Annotated in this window: 14 protein-coding genes and 1 riboswitch; of the genes, 8 read left to right on the top strand and 6 right to left on the bottom strand. The window is 62.5% G+C overall.

The features are described 5' to 3' along the window. Positions 1 to 23: 23 nt before the first annotated feature. Together glnE and hldE are read left to right on the top strand one after the other, a co-directional pair. Positions 24 to 2,861: a bifunctional [glutamate--ammonia ligase]-adenylyl-L-tyrosine phosphorylase/[glutamate--ammonia-ligase] adenylyltransferase gene (glnE, locus tag GT753_RS16575; protein WP_160125779.1), complete on the top strand. Its 2,838-nt coding sequence runs from the start codon at positions 24 to 26 to the stop codon at positions 2,859 to 2,861. A gap of 77 nt (positions 2,862 to 2,938) precedes the next feature. Next, on the top strand, positions 2,939 to 4,369 hold the full coding sequence (gene hldE / locus GT753_RS16570) for a bifunctional D-glycero-beta-D-manno-heptose-7-phosphate kinase/D-glycero-beta-D-manno-heptose 1-phosphate adenylyltransferase HldE (RefSeq protein ID WP_085337168.1): 1,431 nt from the start codon (positions 2,939 to 2,941) through the stop codon (positions 4,367 to 4,369). 51 nt (positions 4,370 to 4,420) lie between these two features. Here hldE and GT753_RS16565 read toward each other — a convergent pair whose 3' ends face one another. Beyond that, positions 4,421 to 4,696, bottom strand: coding sequence for an accessory factor UbiK family protein (locus tag GT753_RS16565; protein WP_004937216.1), 276 nt, complete (start codon positions 4,694 to 4,696; stop codon positions 4,421 to 4,423). Positions 4,697 to 4,841: 145 nt separating this feature from the next. After that, a riboswitch (FMN riboswitch) is annotated at positions 4,842 to 5,002 on the top strand. Between the two features lie 109 nt (positions 5,003 to 5,111). Between GT753_RS16565 and ribB the strand changes: the two genes are divergently transcribed. Further along, positions 5,112 to 5,765 carry a 3,4-dihydroxy-2-butanone-4-phosphate synthase gene (ribB, locus tag GT753_RS16560; protein WP_004937218.1) on the top strand — a complete coding sequence of 218 codons (654 nt, stop codon included), beginning with the start codon at positions 5,112 to 5,114 and terminating at the stop codon, positions 5,763 to 5,765. A 53-nt stretch (positions 5,766 to 5,818) separates the two neighbouring features. Here ribB and GT753_RS16555 read toward each other — a convergent pair whose 3' ends face one another. Further along, a complete protein-coding gene (locus GT753_RS16555; RefSeq protein ID WP_160125778.1) occupies positions 5,819 to 7,342 on the bottom strand; it encodes an alkaline phosphatase in 1,524 nt (507 codons plus the stop codon). A 325-nt stretch (positions 7,343 to 7,667) separates the two neighbouring features. Between GT753_RS16555 and ygiD the strand changes: the two genes are divergently transcribed. Beyond that, a complete protein-coding gene (gene ygiD, locus GT753_RS16550) occupies positions 7,668 to 8,450 on the top strand; it encodes a 4,5-DOPA dioxygenase extradiol (protein WP_076740999.1) in 783 nt (260 codons plus the stop codon). A gap of 48 nt (positions 8,451 to 8,498) precedes the next feature. Here ygiD and GT753_RS16545 read toward each other — a convergent pair whose 3' ends face one another. After that, entirely contained in the window at positions 8,499 to 9,659 is a 1,161-nt protein-coding gene (locus GT753_RS16545) for a glutathionylspermidine synthase family protein (protein WP_015379088.1), read from the bottom strand. A gap of 3 nt (positions 9,660 to 9,662) precedes the next feature. After that, positions 9,663 to 10,325, bottom strand: a complete 663-nt coding sequence (locus GT753_RS16540; protein WP_015379087.1) for a DUF1190 family protein — start codon at positions 10,323 to 10,325, stop codon at positions 9,663 to 9,665. A gap of 353 nt (positions 10,326 to 10,678) precedes the next feature. Here GT753_RS16540 and GT753_RS16535 point away from each other — a divergent pair, with 353 nt between their 5' ends. From GT753_RS16535 to dhaM, 4 genes are read left to right on the top strand one after another with little or no spacing between them, the layout of a single operon-like run. Beyond that, positions 10,679 to 11,779, top strand: a complete 1,101-nt coding sequence (locus GT753_RS16535; protein ID WP_075685414.1) for a glycerol dehydrogenase — start codon at positions 10,679 to 10,681, stop codon at positions 11,777 to 11,779. 50 nt (positions 11,780 to 11,829) lie between these two features. After that, the gene (gene dhaK / locus GT753_RS16530) at positions 11,830 to 12,900 is read left to right on the top strand and encodes a dihydroxyacetone kinase subunit DhaK (protein WP_015379086.1); all 1,071 of its coding nucleotides are present in this window, start codon (positions 11,830 to 11,832) and stop codon (positions 12,898 to 12,900) included. Positions 12,901 to 12,909: 9 nt separating this feature from the next. Next, a complete protein-coding gene (dhaL, locus tag GT753_RS16525; protein ID WP_015379085.1) occupies positions 12,910 to 13,542 on the top strand; it encodes a dihydroxyacetone kinase subunit DhaL in 633 nt (210 codons plus the stop codon). A gap of 11 nt (positions 13,543 to 13,553) precedes the next feature. Beyond that, positions 13,554 to 14,984, top strand: a complete 1,431-nt coding sequence (gene dhaM / locus GT753_RS16520; protein ID WP_015379084.1) for a dihydroxyacetone kinase phosphoryl donor subunit DhaM — start codon at positions 13,554 to 13,556, stop codon at positions 14,982 to 14,984. On the opposite strand, the gene dhaR is transcribed toward dhaM, so the two are convergent. Then, positions 14,981 to 16,930 carry a dihydroxyacetone kinase operon transcriptional regulator DhaR gene (dhaR, locus tag GT753_RS16515; RefSeq protein WP_075685412.1) on the bottom strand — a complete coding sequence of 650 codons (1,950 nt, stop codon included), beginning with the start codon at positions 16,928 to 16,930 and terminating at the stop codon, positions 14,981 to 14,983. The two genes, dhaM and dhaR, sit on opposite strands and share 4 nt — an antisense overlap. 150 nt (positions 16,931 to 17,080) lie before the next feature. Further along, complete coding sequence (hasF, locus tag GT753_RS16510; protein WP_075685410.1) at positions 17,081 to 18,598, bottom strand: multidrug efflux transporter outer membrane subunit HasF; 1,518 nt, start codon at positions 18,596 to 18,598, stop codon at positions 17,081 to 17,083. Between the last annotated feature and the right edge of the window lie 28 nt (positions 18,599 to 18,626).

The following is an 18,626-nucleotide window of genomic DNA, read 5'->3' as shown; positions in this document are numbered from 1 at the left end:
GGCCGCAGAACGGGTCATACACTATGTCGCCACTTTCAGCCGCGTTACAGGCTCAGGCACAGCAGGTTGTGCAGCGTTTTCAGGAAGTTCACGGCGCGGACTGCGCCTTTAGCGAGCAGGAGCAGTGGGTGCTGGCGTCGAGCGATTTCGTCAGCGACGCGCTGCTCGCCCAGCCGGCCTGGCTGGCGACGCTGCGCGAACAGCCGCCGGCACCCGGCGAGTGGCAACACTATGCCGCCTGGCTCCAGGACGAGCTGGAAGAGGTGCGCGACGAAGCGCAGCTGATGCGTACGCTGCGTCTGTTTCGCCGCGAAACGCTGGTGCGCATCGCCTGGGCGCAGGCGCAGGGGCTGTGTTCGACCGAAGAAACGTTGCTGCAGCTGAGCGGGCTGGCGGAGACGCTGATCGTCAGCGCGCGCGACTGGCTGTACCAAACCTGCTGCCGCGAATGGGGCACGCCGTGCAACGCCGCCGGCGAGCCGCAGCCGCTGTTGATCCTCGGCATGGGTAAGCTGGGCGGCGGCGAACTGAACTTCTCATCGGACATCGATCTGATCTTCGCTTACCCGGAAAATGGTCAAACCCAGGGCGGGCGACGCGAGCTGGACAATGCTCAGTTCTTCACCCGCCTCGGCCAACGGCTGATCAAGGCGTTGGATCAACAGACTATCGATGGCTTCGTCTATCGCGTGGACATGCGGCTGCGGCCGTTCGGCGACAGCGGCCCGTTGGTGATGAGCTTTGCGGCGCTGGAGGATTACTACCAGGAACAGGGGCGCGACTGGGAGCGCTATGCGATGGTGAAGGCGCGCCTGATGGGCGGGGCGGAAGACGCCTACAGCCAGGAGCTGCGCAAAACGCTGCGGCCGTTCGTGTTCCGCCGCTACATCGATTTCAGCGTCATTCAGTCTCTGCGCAACATGAAGGGCATGATCGCCCGTGAAGTGCGGCGGCGCGGCCTGAAGGACAACATCAAGCTGGGCGCCGGCGGCATTCGCGAAATCGAATTCATCACCCAGGTATTCCAACTGATCCGCGGCGGCCGTGAACCGGCGTTGCAGGGGCGTTCACTGCTGCCGACGCTGCAGGCGGTGGGCGAGCTGGGGCTGCTGGAAAGCGAGCAGGTGCGGGCGCTGAGCGCCGCCTACCTGTTCCTGCGGCGGCTGGAGAACCTGCTGCAGGCGATTGGCGATCAGCAAACACAGACGCTGCCGCAGGAGGCGCTCGATCAGGCTCGGTTGGCCTACGGCATGGGGTTGGCGGATTGGCCGGCGCTGATGGCGGCGCTGGACGCGCACATGCAGGCGGTGCGCGCGGTGTTCGACGACCTGATCGGCGACGATAGCCCGGATGTCGGCGAAGATCCTGACTACCAGCACTACCACAGCCTGTGGCAGGACGCGCTGGAGGAGAACGAGCTGGCGCCGCTGACGCCGCACCTCGATGAAGAGGGGCGCCGACAGATGCTGCGCACCATCGCCGATTTCCGCCACGACGTCGACAAGCGCACTATCGGCCCGCGCGGCCGCGACGTGCTCGATCAGCTGATGCCGCGCCTGCTGGCGGAGGTATGCCCGCGCCAGGACGCCCCGACCGCGCTGGTGCGGCTGGCGCAGCTGCTGCTCAGCATCGTCACCCGCACCACCTACCTCGAGTTGCTGGTGGAGTATCACGCGGCGCTCAGCCATCTGATCCGCCTGTGCGCCGCGTCGCCGATGGTCGCCAACCAGCTGTCGCGTTACCCGCTGTTGCTGGACGAGCTGCTGGATCCGGCCACGCTGTATCAGCCGGTGGCGCTGGACGCCTACCGCAGCGAGCTGCGTCAGTACCTGCTGCGGGTGCCGGAAGACGATGAAGAGCAAAAGCTGGAGGCGCTGCGCCAGTTCAAACAGGCGCAGCAGCTGCGCATCGCCGCGGCGGATATCGCCGGCGCGCTGCCGGTGATGAAAGTGAGCGATCACCTGACTTATCTGGCGGAGGCGATCATCGACGCGGTGGTGCAACAGGCCTGGAGCGACATGGTGGCGCGCTACGGCCAACCGACCCATCTGCAGGAGCGGGAGGGGCGCGGTTTTGCGGTGATCGGCTACGGCAAGCTGGGTGGCTGGGAGCTGGGTTACAGTTCCGATCTCGATCTGGTGTTCCTGTTGGATTGCCCGCCGGAGGTGATGACCGACGGCGATCGCTGCATCGACGGCCGCCAGTTCTACCTGCGGCTGGCGCAGCGGGTGATGCATCTGTTCAGCACCCGCACGTCCTCGGGCATTCTGTATGAGGTGGACGCGCGCCTGCGGCCTTCCGGCGCGGCGGGGATGCTGGTCAGCACCGTCGAGGCGTTCGCCGACTACCAGCAAAACGAAGCCTGGACCTGGGAGCATCAGGCCCTGGTGCGTGCGCGCATCGTGCACGGCGACCCGGCGCTGCATCAGCAGTTCGACGCGATCCGGCGCGAGATCTTGTGCAAAACGCGCGATGCGCAGACCCTGAAGCGTGAAGTGCGCGAGATGCGCGAAAAGATGCGCAACCATCTCGGCAACAAACAGCGCGATCTGTTTGATATCAAAACCGATGAGGGCGGCATTACCGACATCGAATTTATCGCCCAATATCTGGTCTTACGCTATGCGCCGGGTGAACCGCGGCTAACGCGTTGGTCGGACAACGTGCGCATCTTCGAGCTGATGGCCAGTTACGACATCATGCCGGAAGAGGAGGCGCGCGCGCTGACCCAGGCCTATGTCACCATGCGCGACGAGATCCACCATCTGGCGCTGCAGGAGCATTCCGGCAAGGTCGGCAGTGAGCAGTTCGCCGCCGAGCGCGAGCAGGTGCGCGCCAGCTGGGCCAAATGGCTGGATTAATACCTTTTTGCGGGTATTCCGGCGGTCTGTGGTAATATCTGCGCCACTAAAATTTTGTTCTTTTTTGGAGTTATCGGATGAAAGTTACGCTGCCTGATTTTCGCCGCGCCGGTGTGCTGGTGGTCGGTGACGTCATGTTGGATCGCTATTGGTATGGGCCGACCAGCCGCATTTCACCGGAAGCCCCGGTGCCGGTGGTCAAGGTCGATACCATCGAAGAGCGTCCCGGCGGCGCGGCTAACGTGGCGATGAACATCGCTTCGCTGGGCGCCACTTCCCGTCTGGTGGGCCTGACCGGCATCGACGATGCGGCGCGGGCGCTGAGCGCCAAGCTGAATGAAGTCAACGTGCGCTGCGACTTCGTCTCGGTGCCGACCCATCCGACCATCACCAAGCTGCGCGTGCTGTCGCGCAACCAGCAGCTGATCCGTCTCGACTTCGAAGAAGGCTTCTCCAACGTTGATCCGCAGCCGATGCTGGAGCGCATTCAGCAGGCGCTGCCGCAGATCGGCGCGCTGGTGCTGTCCGATTACGCCAAGGGGGCGCTCAGCCAGGTGCAGGGCATGATCCAACTGGCGCGCGCCGCCAAGGTGCCGGTGCTGATCGATCCGAAAGGATCCGATTTCGAGCGCTATCGCGGCGCGACGCTGCTGACGCCGAACCTGTCCGAGTTCGAAGCGGTGGTGGGCCACTGTAAGGATGAAGCGGAACTGGTGGAGCGCGGCATGAAGCTGGTGACGGATTTCGAGCTGTCGGCGCTGCTGGTTACCCGCTCCGAACACGGCATGACGCTGCTGCAGCCTGGCGTTGAGCCACTGCACTTGCCGACCCAGGCGCAGGAAGTGTTTGATGTGACCGGCGCCGGCGACACCGTGATCGGCGTATTGGCCGCCTCGCTGGCCGCCGGCAATTCGCTGGAAGAGTCCTGTTTCCTGGCCAATGCCGCCGCCGGCGTGGTGGTGGGCAAGCTCGGTACGTCTACCGTGTCGCCGATCGAGCTGGAAAACGCGGTGCGCGGCCGCGCCGAAACCGGCTTTGGCGTGATGACCGAAGCACAGTTGAAAAACGCCGTGGCGCAGGCGCGTCAGCGCGGCGAGAAAGTGGTGATGACCAACGGCATCTTCGACATTCTGCATGCCGGCCACGTCTCCTATCTGGCCAACGCCCGTAAGCTGGGCGATCGCCTGATCGTGGCGGTGAATAGCGACGCCTCGACCAAGCGTCTGAAAGGGGAGAAACGCCCGGTCAACGCGCTGGAGAACCGCATGATCGTGCTGGGCGCGCTGGAAGCGGTGGATTGGGTGGTGCCGTTCGAGGAGGACACGCCGCAGCGCTTGATCGCCGACATCTTGCCGGATCTGCTGGTGAAAGGCGGCGATTACAAGCCGGAAGAGATTGCCGGCAGTGCGGAAGTGTGGGCCAACGGCGGCGATGTCAAAGTGCTGAACTTTGAAGACGGCCTGTCGACCACCAACATCATCAAAGCGATCAAAGACGGGCGCGGCTAACGCCGGGCAACCTAAAGATCAAGGGCGCGCGGTGCGCGCCCTTGGCGGGAATTATTCGTCTTCCTGCTTGGCGGCCGGCGCCGCGCTCAGCTTGCTTTCCAGCTCGGCCATGCGCTGCTCCAACAGCGCCAGCTTCTCGCGGGTGCGCAACAGCACCTGAGTCTGCACGTCGAACTCTTCGCGGTTAACCAAATCCAGACGGGTCAGCTGCGACTGCAGCACCTGACGGATTTTTTTCTCAACGTCTTCCCCGAATTCACGAACGCCTTTAGGCATGGACTCATGAACCTGGCGTGCGATTTGTTCGATTTTTTTCGGGTCAATCATGGCGTATCCCTTTCAGAGTTTAATAGCTGCCGCTTAGTGTAATGCGAGTTGCCCGCCGGATAAACCATTAAGCGCATTCGCCGCACGTGGCCGAATTGTGCTTTTGCCAATTGCCCTGTCTACCCATTAGCGTTATAGTCATCTTGCTTATTCTCAGGGCGGGGTGAAAGTCCCCACCGGCGGTAAATCACCTTCTACGGTGAAAGCCCGCGAGCGCTCAGCCAGCCTGTAAAGGCCGGTTAGAGGTCAGCAGATCCGGTGTAATTCCGGGGCCGACGGTTATAGTCCGGATGGGAGAGAGTAACGGTATCTGCCGGGCATGCGCCCGCTTGCGTTATTTTTTTAGCTATTGCTAGCTACTCCTCAAGATCGCCCTGGTTCTGGTAATCCATAATTTTTAATGAGGTTTTTTACCATGAATCAGACGCTACTTTCAGACTTCGGCACGCCAACAGAACGCGTTGAACGCGCGATCGACGCACTGCGCAACGGGCGCGGCGTAATGGTGCTCGATGATGAAAACCGTGAAAACGAAGGTGACATGATCTTCGCCGCGGAAACCATGACCGTTGAGCAGATGGCGCTGACTATTCGCCACGGCAGCGGCATCGTGTGCCTGTGCATCACCGAAGAACGCCGTCAGCAGCTTGAGCTGCCGATGATGGTGACCAACAACTCCAGCCAGTTCCAGACCGCCTTCACCGTGACCATCGAAGCGGCGCAGGGCGTGACCACCGGGGTTTCCGCTTCCGATCGCCTGACCACCATCCGTGCGGCGGTGGCAGACAGCGCCAAGCCAAGCGACCTGAACCGTCCGGGCCACGTGTTCCCGCTGCGCGCGCAGCCGGGCGGCGTGCTGAGCCGCCGCGGCCACACCGAAGCGACCATCGATCTGGTTTCCATGGCCGGTTTCAAACCTGCCGGCGTGCTGTGTGAACTGACCAACGACGATGGCAGCATGGCGCATGCGCCGGAAGTGATTACCTTCGCCAAACAGCACGACATGGTGGTGCTGACCATCGAAGATCTGGTGGCCTACCGCCAGGCGCACGAGAAAAAAGCCAGCTGATCGCCGGCCGCTTTCAACGATAAAAAAGCCGCGTAAAGCGGCTTTTTTTGTGGCTAGCGTTTTGACAGGCGTTCGCCGATGCGGCTGGCGTAATTCATCACATGGAAGGTGTAGTTCTCCTCCACCGTGCCCTGGAACAGATGGGCCCAAGGGCCGATGGCGTAGATGCCGAGATCTTCCCCGCCGTGCGTCTCGCTTTTCAGCGGCACCAGCGCCGGCTGAATAAAGTCGGGCGCGGTGGCCTGTTCCATGGTTAATGCCGGGTGCTCGGTCAGCGGGATCGCGCCGCCGGGGCCGTTGGCGAAGCCGACGGTGGTGTATGGCTTGCCGTCGCTGCCCAGCCGCGGTTTGCCGTCGACGCCGACGGAAATGCCGAGGATAGGATTGCCGCGCTTGGCATAGCCGGCGATGGTCAGCGTGTGGCTGTGATCGCCGGTCACGATCACCAGCGTGTCGTCCAGATTGACCTTGTCGACAATGGTTTTCACCGCTTCGTTCAGCGCGACCGCGTCGCTCAGCGTGCGGTAGGCATTGCCGTTATGGCTGCCGTGATCGACGCGCCCGCCCTCCACCAACAGCAGGTAGCCTTCGGGATTCCTGGACAGAATATCGATGGCCTTGCCGGTCATTTCCGCCAGCGAAGGCTCTCCCGCCGCGTCTTGCCGCCGATCGTGCTCGAAGTTCATGTGCGACGGTTCGAACAGGGCCAACAGGTGGTCGACTTTGGTCGGATCGATTTTGTCGAACTGCGCCTGATTCCAGACGTATTGCCCACGCTCGCCGTAGCGTTGCATCCAGACCTGCGTCAGGTCGCGGCCGTCCTTTCTGGCGCCTTTCTTGCCGGGATATTCCGGATCGCTCACGCTGTCGGGCAGAAAGTTGGCGCGCCCGCCGCCCATCGCTACGTTCAGGCCGTTGCCGTACTTCATTTCCACCAGCTGGCGCGCGATGTCGCGGCAGCCTGCGGCCAGGGCATCCGCCGGCATTTTGGCGTCAGACTCCCAGTCGCGATTGGCGATATGGGCATAGGTGGCGCCCGGCGTGGCGTGGGTAATGGTGGCGGTCGTCACGGCGCCGGTGGACATGCCGAGCGTTGCGGCCATCTCCCACAGCGTGGTGACGGCCTTGGTTTGCTGATCCTCGCAGTTGTTGAGGGTAGCCGTATGGTTGAGGCCCATCAGATCGTTGATGGTTTTGACGCCGGTGGTCATCGCTACCGCGCTGGGCGCAGAGTCGGTGATTTGGGCGTCGGCGGAATAGGTTTTGGCCGCCGCCAGATAGGGGAACGCTTCCCAGGCCAGCACGTTGGATTCGCCATCCACGCCGCGCTGCTGCCCTTCAAAAATGCGAGCGGCGGTCACGGTGGAAAACCCCATGCCGTCGCCGACCACCAGAATGACGTTTTTGGCGCGGTTGGTGTTTGGCGTTTGCTTCAGCCGCTGTTGCAACTGAGTTTGAGCCTGAAGGAAGTAAGGATCTTCGCGCTGCGTCAGCTGCGCGTTGTCCGCCGCGCCGGTGCTTGCCGTCCAGCCGGCGAGTAAGAATATGGAAAGCGTCAGGCGGGTGAGTCTGAACATGAATTCCTCCTTGGTGAGACGTGATTCCCGTAGCGCCGACGGGCTGCCAACACCCTGTCGACTGACAGAGGAGTGTATCGAATGTGTTAACAAAAAATACATAAATTGTTCACAAATTAGATCTGTGTGGCAGTAATGCCATGGTATTCACGGAATTTATTAATTAATTGAAAAATATGTATTTTTTAACTTTCTGTTGGCCGGTGCATTTTTGCGCTTTTTAATTCAAATTTATTGAAGATCATCATCACGGTTATCCGGCTGTGTTGCTGCGGCAAAGCGCGTAATGTAGCGGCATAGCACAATTTGAACTAAGGATCCCTCTATGAACACCTCTCGTATGCCGGCACTGTTTCTTGGCCACGGTAGCCCGATGAACGTGCTGGAAGACAACCGTTACACCCGGGCATGGCGTGCGTTGGGTGAGTCATTGCCGCGCCCGAAGGCGATCGTGGCGGTTTCCGCGCATTGGTATACCCGCGGCACTGCGGTCACCGCGATGGAAAAACCCAAAACCATTCACGACTTTGGCGGGTTCCCGCAGGCGCTGTTTGATACCCGCTATCCGGCGCCGGGCTCTCCCGCGCTGGCCGCGCAGCTGCAGCAAATTCTGGCGCCGGTGCCGGTAACGGCGGATCTCGGCGAGTGGGGATTGGATCACGGCACCTGGGGTGTCCTGATCAAGATGTATCCCGATGCTGACATTCCGGTGGTGCAGCTTAGCCTCGACGGCACGCAGCCGGCGGCCTATCACTATGAGCTGGGCCGCAAACTCGCCGCGCTGCGGGACGAGGGCGTGATGATCGTCGCCAGCGGCAACGTGGTGCACAACCTGCGCATGGTGAAATGGCAGGGCGATACCAGCGCCTACCCGTGGGCGGAATCTTTCAATAACTTTGTCCGGGATAACCTGCGTTATCGGGGCGATAACCATCCGCTGGTGGATTTCATGCGCCATGAGGGGGCGGCGCTGTCGAATCCGACGCCGGAACACTATCTGCCGTTGCTGTATGTGCTCGGCGGCTGGGATGGAAAAGAGGCCATCAGCGTGCCGATCGACGGTATCGAAATGGGGGCGCTTAGCATGCTGTCGGTGCAGGTGGGCTAAAGAAAAAACGCCAGTCAGCGACTGGCGTTTTTACCTTCAGCGGGGCGATCAGCCGAGGATGGTGTGCGGATAGAAGCGCGACAGATCCTGCGTGATCAGTTCGCGATCTTCGCGCAGGCCGATGCCGCAGGGCTGATCGTTCACCAGCCAGCTGCCGATCAGCGTGTAGCTGTCTTCGAACTTCGGCAGCGGATGGAACTGTTGCACGATCATGCCTTCTTCACCGTACGGCCCATCGACGCGCGCCACTTCCTGACCGTTTTCGACGATCTGGATATTGGCGCCTTCGCGCGAGAACAGCGGTTTGGTGACGTAATGATCCATCGGCGGATGATCGTCTTGCGCGAAATAAGCCGGCAGCAGGTTAGGGTGGTTCGGGAACATTTCCCACAGCAGCGGCAGCAGCGCCTTGTTGGAGATGATGCTTTTCCAGGCCGGCTCCAGCCAGCGCACGCCGGCGTCTTCCAGCTTGGTGGAGAACATCTCGCGCAGCATGAATTCCCACGGATAGAGCTTGAACAGGTTGCCGATCACCTGATCCTGCAGATCGGTGAATTGACCTTTCTCGCCAAGGCCAATCTCTTCCATGAACAGGAACTCGGTCGGCAGACCGGCTTCCTGCGCGCAGTCCTGCAGATATTGCACCGTGCCGCGATCTTCTTCGCTGTCCTGGCAGCAGGCCAGGTGCAGCAGGCCGAAGCCGTGATGCGCTTTCAGCTCGGCGAAACGCTCGATCAGCTTCTCCTGCAGGCTGTTGTACTGATCCGATTGCGGATCCAGCTTGCCGGCATTGATCTGATCTTCCAGCCACAGCCACTGGAAGAAGGCCGCTTCATACAGCGAGGTCGGCGTATCGGCGTTGTTCTCCAGCAGCTTCGGCGGGTTGATGCCGTCGTAGGCCAGATCGAGACGCGAATACAGCGACGGCTGGTTGGTGCGCCAGGAGCTGCGCACGAACTCCCAGGTGTGTTTCGGGATGCAGAACTTGGCCATCAGCTCGTCGCTGCCGACCACTTTCTCCACCACCTGCAGGCACATCTGATGCAGCTCGGCGGTGGCGCTTTCGATCTCTTCAATCTGCGCCAGCGTGAACTGGTAATAGGCGTCTTCACACCAGTACGGCTCGCCGTACATGGTGTGGAAACGAAAACCGAACTCGGTCGCTTTTTCACGCCAGTCCGGGCGCTCAGTAATAGCAATACGTTTCATGCATCAACCGCCCATGCTGCGAGAGCCGGAGTTGGAGGTGGCACTGCTGCGCTGCATGCTGGTCTGCTTGGCCACGGTCTCGCCGAAGCCACCGCGGGTAACGGTATTGGTGACCGCAGGCTTCGGCGCCATGGCAGTTTTCGGCACCGTCATGGTGCGGCCGCCGGCAGTGGCCGGGCCGTAGCTCTTGCCGCTGGCGTCGACAAACTTGCCGTTCGCCGGGCTGGCGGCATTCTTGGAGGTGAACAGCGGCTGCTGCGCGAAGCCGGAACCGCCCATCAGGCGGCCCATCATGTAGCCCGCCATCAGCGGCATCCAGAAGCTGCCGCTGCTTTGTGACTCCGCCGCCATGCCGGCCTGTGCCGGAGCCTGGGTACACTGCGCTTCGCCGAACTCGGCGACGCAGTCTTCGCGAGTGGCGTATTTCGGCGCGGTTTTCGCCGCTTCTTTCAGGGCATTGTTGTAGGAGGTGGTGCACTGCTCGCTCATCGAAGGATTGGCGCGCGAACAGTCATCGGCATTCTGATACAGGGAGACCGTTTCATCGCTCTTCTCGCAGCCGGCCAGCATAAAGACGGCGCTGATCGCCAAGGCCACGGGCGCGACACGGTAGCTGCGCCAGGATTTGCGGAACGTCTCTTGGTTGATGTTTTTTGTCCGTTTCATCGTTATCAATCCCATCATGCGGGCTGTTTTCGCCCTTTCCCAGTAGTGGCGCTAAGGATAGGGGAAACATGGTCAAAATTAAAGCTGAAACGCCCGCAGAATCCACTCTTTACGCAGTTATACGTTGGGGTGTGCGCCAGTTCGCTTTCGCGGCGAAAAAACGCGCGTTAGCGTTTCATCATGAAACGTTGTCGCTATGATGATGTTCCATAATGGAACAAAAATCGCGTGGCTCGCCAGGCGGGCGGCAGGCGCTCATAGTCGAAGCACAACAACAAGCCGGCGGCGAAGCCGGCGCGTCATCACCTGATATCTGAACGTTACCATCGCCAACTCCCTACAAGGATCCGGTTATGTTGAGAATCATCCAGTCACCAGGCAAATACATTCAGGGCGCCAATGCGCTGTCCGCCGTCGGCGAATACGCCAAATCCCTCGCCGACCATTATTTCGTGATCGCTGACGACTTTGTGATGCAGCTGGCGGGCGACACCCTGATGGGCAGCCTGCAGCAGCACGGCGTGAAACATCATGCGGCCCGCTTCAACGGCGAGTGCTGCCGTAAAGAGATAGACCGCCTTGGCCGCGAGCTGCAGACCCACGGCTGCCGCGGGGTGATCGGCGTCGGCGGCGGCAAGACGCTCGACACCGCCAAGGCCGTCGCCCACTACCAACGGCTGCCGGTGGTGCTCATTCCCACCATCGCCTCCACCGATGCGCCGACCAGCGCGCTGTCGGTTATCTACACCGAACAGGGCGAATTCGCTGAATACCTGATCTACCCGCGCAACCCGGACATGGTAGTGATGGACAGCGCCATCATCGCCAAAGCGCCGGTGCGCCTGCTGGTAGCCGGCATGGGCGACGCGCTCTCCACCTATTTCGAAGCCCAGGCCTGCTTCGACGCGCAGGCCACCAGCATGGCCGGCGGCAAATCGACGCTGGCGGCGCTCAGTCTGGCGCGGCTGTGCTACGACACGCTGCTGGCCGAAGGGGTGAAGGCCAAGCTGGCGGTCGAAGCCGGCGTGGTGACGGAAGCGGTGGAACGCATCATTGAGGCCAATACGTATCTGAGCGGCATCGGCTTCGAGAGCAGCGGGCTGGCGGCGGCGCACGCCATTCACAACGGTTTCACCGTGCTGGAGGAGTGTCACCACCTGTATCACGGCGAAAAAGTGGCGTTCGGCACCCTGGCGCAGCTGGTGCTGCAGAACAGCCCGATGGCGCAGATTGAAACCGTGCTGGCGTTTTGTCATGGCATCGGCCTGCCGATCACGCTGGCGCAGATGGGCATTACCGGCGACGTGGCGACGAAGACGATGGCGGTGGCCGAGGCCAGCTGCGCCGCGGGTGAAACCATTCACAACATGCCGTTCAAGGTCACCCCTGCCGGGGTGCAGGCGGCGATCCTGACGGCGGATAGGCTGGGCGCCGCCTGGCTGCTGCGTCATTGATACCGTTGGGGCGCGGTGCGCCGCGCCCCTGGCTTACAGAGGAAACCATCGTGAAAAAACTGATTAATCAGGTCGAGTCGGTGTTGGAAGAGCAGTTGCAGGGGCTGGCGGAAGCTCACCCCGAGTTGCTGGTGCACGCGGATCCGGTGTTCGTGACCCGCGCCGACGCGCCGGTGGCGGGCAAAGTGGCGATCCTGTCCGGCGGCGGCAGCGGCCATGAGCCGATGCACTGCGGCTTCGTCGGTGAAGGGATGCTCGACGGCGCCTGTCCGGGCGAGATTTTCACCTCGCCGACGCCGGATAAAATGTACGAGTGCGGTCAAGCGATCGACGGCGGCGCCGGGGTGCTGCTGCTGATCAAGAACTACACCGGCGACGTGCTCAACTTCGAAACCGCCACCGAGCTGCTGCACGACAGCGGCGTCGCGGTGGCGACGGTGCTGGTGGATGACGACGTGGCGGTCAAAGACAGCCTGTTTACCGCCGGGCGGCGCGGGGTGGCCAACACCGTGCTGATGGAGAAACTGTTGGGCGCCGCCGCGGCGCGCGGCGACGATCTGGACAGCGTGGTGACGCTGGGGCATCGCATCAACAACCACGGGCATTCGATCGGCATCGCGCTGGGCGCCTGTACCGTGCCGGCCGCCGGCAAGCCGTCGTTCACCCTGGCGGAGAACGAAATGGAGTTCGGCGTCGGCATTCACGGCGAGCCAGGCATTGCGCGCCGCCCGTTCACCACGCTCAACGCGGCGGTGGACGACATGTTCCATACGTTGATCGACCACGGCCACTATCAGCGCGCGATCCGCGTCTGGGATCGTCAGCAGGGCGAGTGGCGCGACGAGATGCAGACCAAGCAGCCGTTGACGCGCGGCGATCGGGTGATCGCGCTGGTCAACAATCTGGGCGCCACGCCATTGTCTGAGTTGTATGGCGTGTACCATCGGCTGGCGGAGCGCTGTGCCGAGGCGGGCATCATCATTGAACGCAACCTGGTGGGTTCTTATTGCACCTCGCTGGATATGCAGGGGGTATCCATCACGTTGTTGAACGTGGACGACGAGCTGTTGTCCTTGTGGGATGCGCCGGTGAAAACGCCTGCGCTGCGTTGGGGTTGCTGAGGAGGAATCATGGCGTTGACCAAACAACAGGTTGTCGATTGGCTGATGCGTTGCGGCGAGGTGTTCAGCCGGGAGCGCGATTTTCTGACCCAGTTGGACACCGAGATCGGTGATGCCGACCACGGTTTGAACATGAATCGCGGTTTCAATAAGGTGGTGGAAAAACTGCCGTCGGTGGCGGACAAAGACATCGGTTTTATCCTGAAAAACACCGGCATGACGCTGCTGTCGAGCGTGGGGGGCGCCAGCGGTCCGCTGTTCGGCACCTTCTTCATCCGCGCGGCGCAGGCGGCGAACGCCAAGCAAAGCCTGGATCTGACGGAGCTGCATCAGGTGATGCAGGAAGGGGTTGAAGGCGTGGTGATGCGCGGCAAAGCGGAGCCGGGCGACAAGACCATGTGCGACGTCTGGTGGCCGGTGGTGGAAAGCCTCGGCCAGTCCGCGCAGCAGAACCTGAGCGTGGCGGAGGCGCTGCAGCGCGCCGCCGACAGCGCCGAGCGGGCGGTGGAGAGCACCATCACCATGCAGGCGCGCAAGGGGCGGGCCAGTTACCTGGGCGAGCGCAGCATCGGCCACCAGGATCCCGGCGCCACTTCGGTGATGTTGATGATGAAAACGCTGGCCGAGGTCGCCGGCAGTTAGCAGGAGGCGAGATGATTAATATCGTGGTGGTTTCGCACAGCGCGTTGCTGGCGCGCGGCGTTGAGCAGTTGGCGCGGCAGATGATGCGCGGCGACGGCTGCAAACTAGCGCTGGCGGCGGGTGTGGATGACGAGCAGCACCCGATCGGCACCGACGCGGTCAAAGTGATGGAGGCGATCGAAGCGGTCGCCGACGGCGATGGCGTTCTGGTGCTGATGGATCTGGGCAGCGCGCTGCTCAGTGCCGAAACCGCGCTCGATCTGCTGGACCCGGATCTGGCCGCCAAAGTGCGGCTGTGTGCGGCGCCGCTGGTTGAAGGCACGCTGGCGGCGGTGGTTGCCGCCAACTCCGGCGCCTCACTGGAGCAGGTGGTAGCGGAGGCGCAGGGGGCGCTACAGGGCAAACAGGCACAGCTGGGCGAGGCTTCACCTACGGCGAAAACCGTGGCCTTGCCGCTGGCGCAGGGCAAAAGCGCAACCTGGACGGTGCAGAATCCGCACGGGTTGCATGCGCGCCCGGCGGCGCGGCTGGTCGAGACGCTGGCGCCGTTCAAGGCCGAGCTGGTGCTGGAAAAGCAGGGGCAGTGCGTCGATCCGCGCAGCCTCAATCAGCTGGCGCTGCTGCAGGTGCGTCACGGCGACACCATCCGTTTGATCGCCGACGGCGCGCAGGCGGACGAGGCGCTGGCGGCGTTCAAAGCGTTGGCGGAGCAGCATTTTGGCGAGACGGTCTCCGAGCGGCAGCAGCCTTCGCTGCACGGTATTCCGGTGGCGGAAAGCGTCACCAGCGGGCCGGTGTTCCAGGCTTACAGCTTCTGGCCACCCACGTCCGAGCGGCGCATCGGCGCGGACGAGGTATTGGGCGAACAGCAACGCCTGCGGGAGGCGCTACAGCATACGCTGAGCGATCTGAACCGGCTGGCGGAACGCACCGGCACGCTGATCGGCAAGCCGCAGGCGGCGATCTTCGGCGCCCACAGCATGCTGCTGGACGATCCGGATCTGCAGCAGGCGGCTTACACCCGCATCGCGCAACAGCTGTGCAGCGCCGAGCAGGCCTGGCGACAGGTGCTGGAGGCGATCGCCGAAGAGTACCGCGAGCTGGATGACGACTACATGCGGGCGCGCGAACTGGACGTGCGCGACATGCTGCGCCGCACGCTGTGCCATCTGCAGGGGCTGCCGCTGCCGGTTATTGCGCTGACAGAACCGTCAATATTGGTGATGGACGAACTGATGCCTTCGGAGGTGGTGATGCTCGACAGGCGGCTGGTGCTCGGCATCTGTCTGAGTGGCGGCAATGCCCTGTCGCACAGCGCCATTTTGGCGAAGGCGATGGGCATTCCGATGGTGGTCGGCATGCAGGATTGCCTGAGCAAAACCCGCAGCGGGCAGAAGGCGATGCTGGACGCCGCGCGCGGGGTATTGCAGCTCAGCCACTAGGCGCGCAGCTTGAACTGGCGGATGTCGATCCCGTGCTGTTTGATCTTCCGCCACAGCGTGGTGCGGCCTATGCCCAGCAGCTGCGCCATTTCCGTCAGCTGGCCGCGGCTGACGGTCGCTGCGCGCAGGATCGCCTGGCGTTCCATGTCTGTCAGCGTCAACAGCGGTGCGCCGGGCTGCGGATCGCTTTCCAGCAGCGACGGCTGGCCGAGCAGGTGCGCCGGCAGATCCGCCAGCTGGATGTGGTGGCCGTGGCAAATCATCGCCGCGCGCTCCACCACTCCTTTCAGCTCCAAATCGTTGCCCGGCCACAGGTAGAGCGCCAGCTGGGCCATCACTTCGTCATCCACCCGAAAGCGACACTGGAAATGCTGCTCCAGCGTGCGCAAATGGTGTTTGACCAGCAGCGGAATATCGCTCAGCCGCTGGCGCAGCGGCGGGATCTGGATCTCGAACGCCTGCAGGCTGTAAAACAGCTGGCGGCGGAAGCGGTTTTGCTGCACCAGCAGCGGCAGATCGGCGGCGCTGCCGGCGATCACCCGCACATCGACCGGGATCACCCGGCTGGAATTGAGGCGGATCACCACGCCGGTTTTCAGCACCTGCAGCAACGCCGACTGCATCTCCGCCGGCAGGTATTCGATCTGTTCGAGGTACAGCGTACCGCCGTTGGCCAATTCGAATTTGCTGAGCTGGCCCGCCTCTTCTTCGCTGGCGTCGCTGCCCAGCAGCTCACGCAGCCCCTGCGCCTGCGGCAGCAGTTGGCAGTTGAGGGCGATATACGGCCCGGCGGCGCGTTCGCCGGCGTTGTGGATGGCCTGGCTGAGTAGCTCTTTGCCGACGCCTTCCTCCCCGCGCAGCAGGATCGGATGCTGGCCTTTGGCCGCCTGCTGGCCGTAACGGATCAGCCGCCGCATCTCCAGCGAGGCGGAGGGCATCTGCTCGAAGCTGTGGCTGACGCGCCCCAGCTGGCTGCTGACATATTGGCGCAGCCGTTCGAGCGGGTGCAGCAGGGCGATGAAACTGCAGCGATCGCCGTCGAAAATCGGCTTGAGCGTCAGCAAGGCGGCGATAAATTGCCGCTGGCTTTCGAAGGTGACTTCGACGTGTTGCAGCGGTTGCCGATCGGCGATGGCGCGCTTGAGCAGAGCGGGCAGCGTCAGCAACTGCGCCAGCGGTTTGCCCTGGCTCTGCTGCTCGTCCAGTTTTAGCAGGCCGGCGGCGCGCTGGTTGATGTATTGCAGGTAGCCGCGATGATCCCAGGCCATCACGCCGTCGTCCACGCCATCCAGCAGGCCGTAAAGCTGGTTCAGATGGCGGTTGGATTCCGCCAGCAGGCCGTCGGCGTTCAGCGAATTGCCTATTTCGCGGGCGATGGCCAGCGTCAGCGACAGATCGCCGGCGGCGCTGTCGGCCAGCAGGCAACCCAGGGCGATCGAGCCGCGCTGGCGGCCGCTGTTGTCGTAGACCGGCGTGGCGCAGAACGACCAGCCGTGCAGCGCCCGGCGCACGTGTTCTTCACCGCTCACCCGCACCGGGTGACCTTCCGCCGCCGCCAGCGCCGGGGCATTGGTGCCGATCTGTCCCTCGGCCCAGTAAGCGCCGGGGGCGAATCCCAGTTGCTGCAGAGTCTCCCAGGTTTGGGCGTCGCCGCAGTGCCACAGCATGCAGCCGCTCTCGTCGAGGATCATCAGCAGGCAACGCCGCGGCTCCATGTATTCGCAGGCGTCTTCCAGTGCCGCCTGGCCGAGCGTCAGCAGATCGTTCTTGCGGCGGCAAATCGATTCGAAGGTCGCGCCCTGCGCGCGGTGCGGCGCTTGCCAGACATCAGGCTGCATCAGGCTGCGGCAGCGCAGCCAGGAGGCGTAAACCGCCTGTGCCGGGCGCAGCGGCGGCGGCAATTCGCCGTCGTTAATCAGACGCTGCCAGCGTGAATCGTTGTCCATCGAACCTCATCCAGACTGCGAAAACGAGAGTGACGATGATACCACCTGACGCGGCGGCGGCTGTGAGGCGGCGGGCAGAAGTGGTGAAATCGAGGCAAAAAAAACGGGGCGCGGCGCAGGCCGAACCCCGTGTTTGTCAGCGTGCGCGCATCAGTTGCGGAATGGGTTGCCGCTGTGGCGAGCCGGTTGGCTGGTGGTAACGGCCGGCGCGGATGCGCGAGTGGCCGCCGGTACCGGCGCCGCGGTCTGTTGCATCGGCGCATTGTCCTGATAGCCGTCTGCATAGGCGTCCTGCGCGCGGTTTTGCGGTGCGACGGCGTCAGGCGCGGTCGATACCGGCTTGCCCAACGCGCCGTTCAGCAGCAGCAGATCGTTCTGGTTCAGCGTGCCGAGCGCCGACTTGATGTTCAGCTGGTTGATCAGATAGGTATAACGCGCGTCGGACAGCTGACGTTTGGCGTTATACAGCGTGGTGGTGGCGTCCAGCACGTCGACGATGGTGCGGGTACCGACCTGATAACCGGCTTCCATCGCGTCCAGGGAGCTTTGCGCGGAGATCACCGCCTGTTTGTAGGCGTTGATGCTGCTGATCGAAGCGTTAACGTTGTTGAACGACGAACGAACGGTCTGCACCACGCTGCGGTGTGAGCTTTCCAACTGCTCGCTGGCGCCGACAAAGCCGTACTGCGCTTGTTTCACCTGCGAATTGGTCGCGCCGCCGCTGTACAGCGGCAGGTTGAAGCTGATGCCGACCTTATTTTGGCCCGCATCGGAGTCGCTGTAGCGTGCGGCATTCGCGCCACCGGTATTGGAGCCGTTGTATTTGGTATTGCTGATGCCGGTTGACGCGCTGACGTCAATCGTCGGCATATAGCCGGTTTGGGCTGCGCGGATTTGCTCGCGCGCCAGATCCTGGCTCAGACGGGCGGACAGCAGGCTCAGGTTGCGCGCTTCCGCTTCTTTCAGCAGGTTGTTCACCGCTTCCGGGCGCTGGGTGCTGAAGCGATCGGTGTTCAGCGAGGCCAGTTCGGGGTAGAAGGTGCCGGTGACCTGACGCAGCGTTTCCAACGCGTTGTCCAGATCGTTGCGGGCGGAGACTTCCGCCGCCAGCACGGTGTCATAGTTCGAGCGGGCGTTCTGCACGTCGGTGATCGCCACCAGGCCCACGTTGAAGCGCTGGGTGGTTTGATCCAGCGTGCGGTATACCGCGTCTTTCTGCGCCTGGGTATAGGACAGCGTATCGATCGCTTTCAGCACGTTGAAGTAAGCGGTCGCCGTGTTGAGAATAAGCTGCTGTTCCGCTGTCTGGAAGGTAACGTCGGAGATGCCGGCGGTCTTTTCCTGCAGCGTCAGCTGGCGCCATTTCGACATGTCGAAGATGGTTTGCGTCAGCGCCAACGAACCGCTGGTCACGTTGCTGTTAACGCCATTGCTGTCACGATAGCCGTTGGTGTAATCGTAACCTGCGGTTAAACCGAGCTGCGGCAGCAACGGGCTGCGCGCTTCATTGATCTTTTCGAATGCGGCGTCGCGGTCAGCTGCACTTTTGCGCAGATCCGGGTTACTTTCCCTGGCCTGTTTGTAGACCTGCAGCAGGTTCTCTGCCTGGCTCATTGCACTGAAGCCGCCCAGGCTCAGTCCGATAAGAAGGGGGAGCAGTTTCTTCATTTGCATTCCTTGTTGTGCAGCAATATTG

Source organism: Serratia sp. Z4, assembly GCF_009900725.1.
GTDB lineage: Bacteria > Pseudomonadota > Gammaproteobacteria > Enterobacterales > Enterobacteriaceae > Serratia > Serratia nematodiphila.
The sequence above is the reverse complement of the archived record's forward strand: the minus strand, read 5'-3'. Positions and strand labels throughout refer to the sequence as shown.

Bases quoted from the DNA above. Each gene is read 5' to 3' on its own strand.
- glnE (WP_160125779.1), top strand. From the start codon at position 24: ATGTCGCCACTTTCAGCCGCGTTACAGGCTCAGGCACAGCAGGTTGTG.
- hldE (WP_085337168.1), top strand. From the start codon at position 2,939: ATGAAAGTTACGCTGCCTGATTTTCGCCGCGCCGGTGTGCTGGTGGTC.
- GT753_RS16565 (WP_004937216.1), bottom strand. From the start codon at position 4,696: ATGATTGACCCGAAAAAAATCGAACAAATCGCACGCCAGGTTCATGAG.
- ribB (WP_004937218.1), top strand. From the start codon at position 5,112: ATGAATCAGACGCTACTTTCAGACTTCGGCACGCCAACAGAACGCGTT.
- GT753_RS16555 (WP_160125778.1), bottom strand. From the start codon at position 7,342: ATGTTCAGACTCACCCGCCTGACGCTTTCCATATTCTTACTCGCCGGC.
- ygiD (WP_076740999.1), top strand. From the start codon at position 7,668: ATGAACACCTCTCGTATGCCGGCACTGTTTCTTGGCCACGGTAGCCCG.
- GT753_RS16545 (WP_015379088.1), bottom strand. From the start codon at position 9,659: ATGAAACGTATTGCTATTACTGAGCGCCCGGACTGGCGTGAAAAAGCG.
- GT753_RS16540 (WP_015379087.1), bottom strand. From the start codon at position 10,325: ATGAAACGGACAAAAAACATCAACCAAGAGACGTTCCGCAAATCCTGG.
- GT753_RS16535 (WP_075685414.1), top strand. From the start codon at position 10,679: ATGTTGAGAATCATCCAGTCACCAGGCAAATACATTCAGGGCGCCAAT.
- dhaL (WP_015379085.1), top strand. From the start codon at position 12,910: ATGGCGTTGACCAAACAACAGGTTGTCGATTGGCTGATGCGTTGCGGC.
- dhaM (WP_015379084.1), top strand. From the start codon at position 13,554: ATGATTAATATCGTGGTGGTTTCGCACAGCGCGTTGCTGGCGCGCGGC.
- dhaR (WP_075685412.1), bottom strand. From the start codon at position 16,930: ATGGACAACGATTCACGCTGGCAGCGTCTGATTAACGACGGCGAATTG.
- hasF (WP_075685410.1), bottom strand. From the start codon at position 18,598: ATGAAGAAACTGCTCCCCCTTCTTATCGGACTGAGCCTGGGCGGCTTC.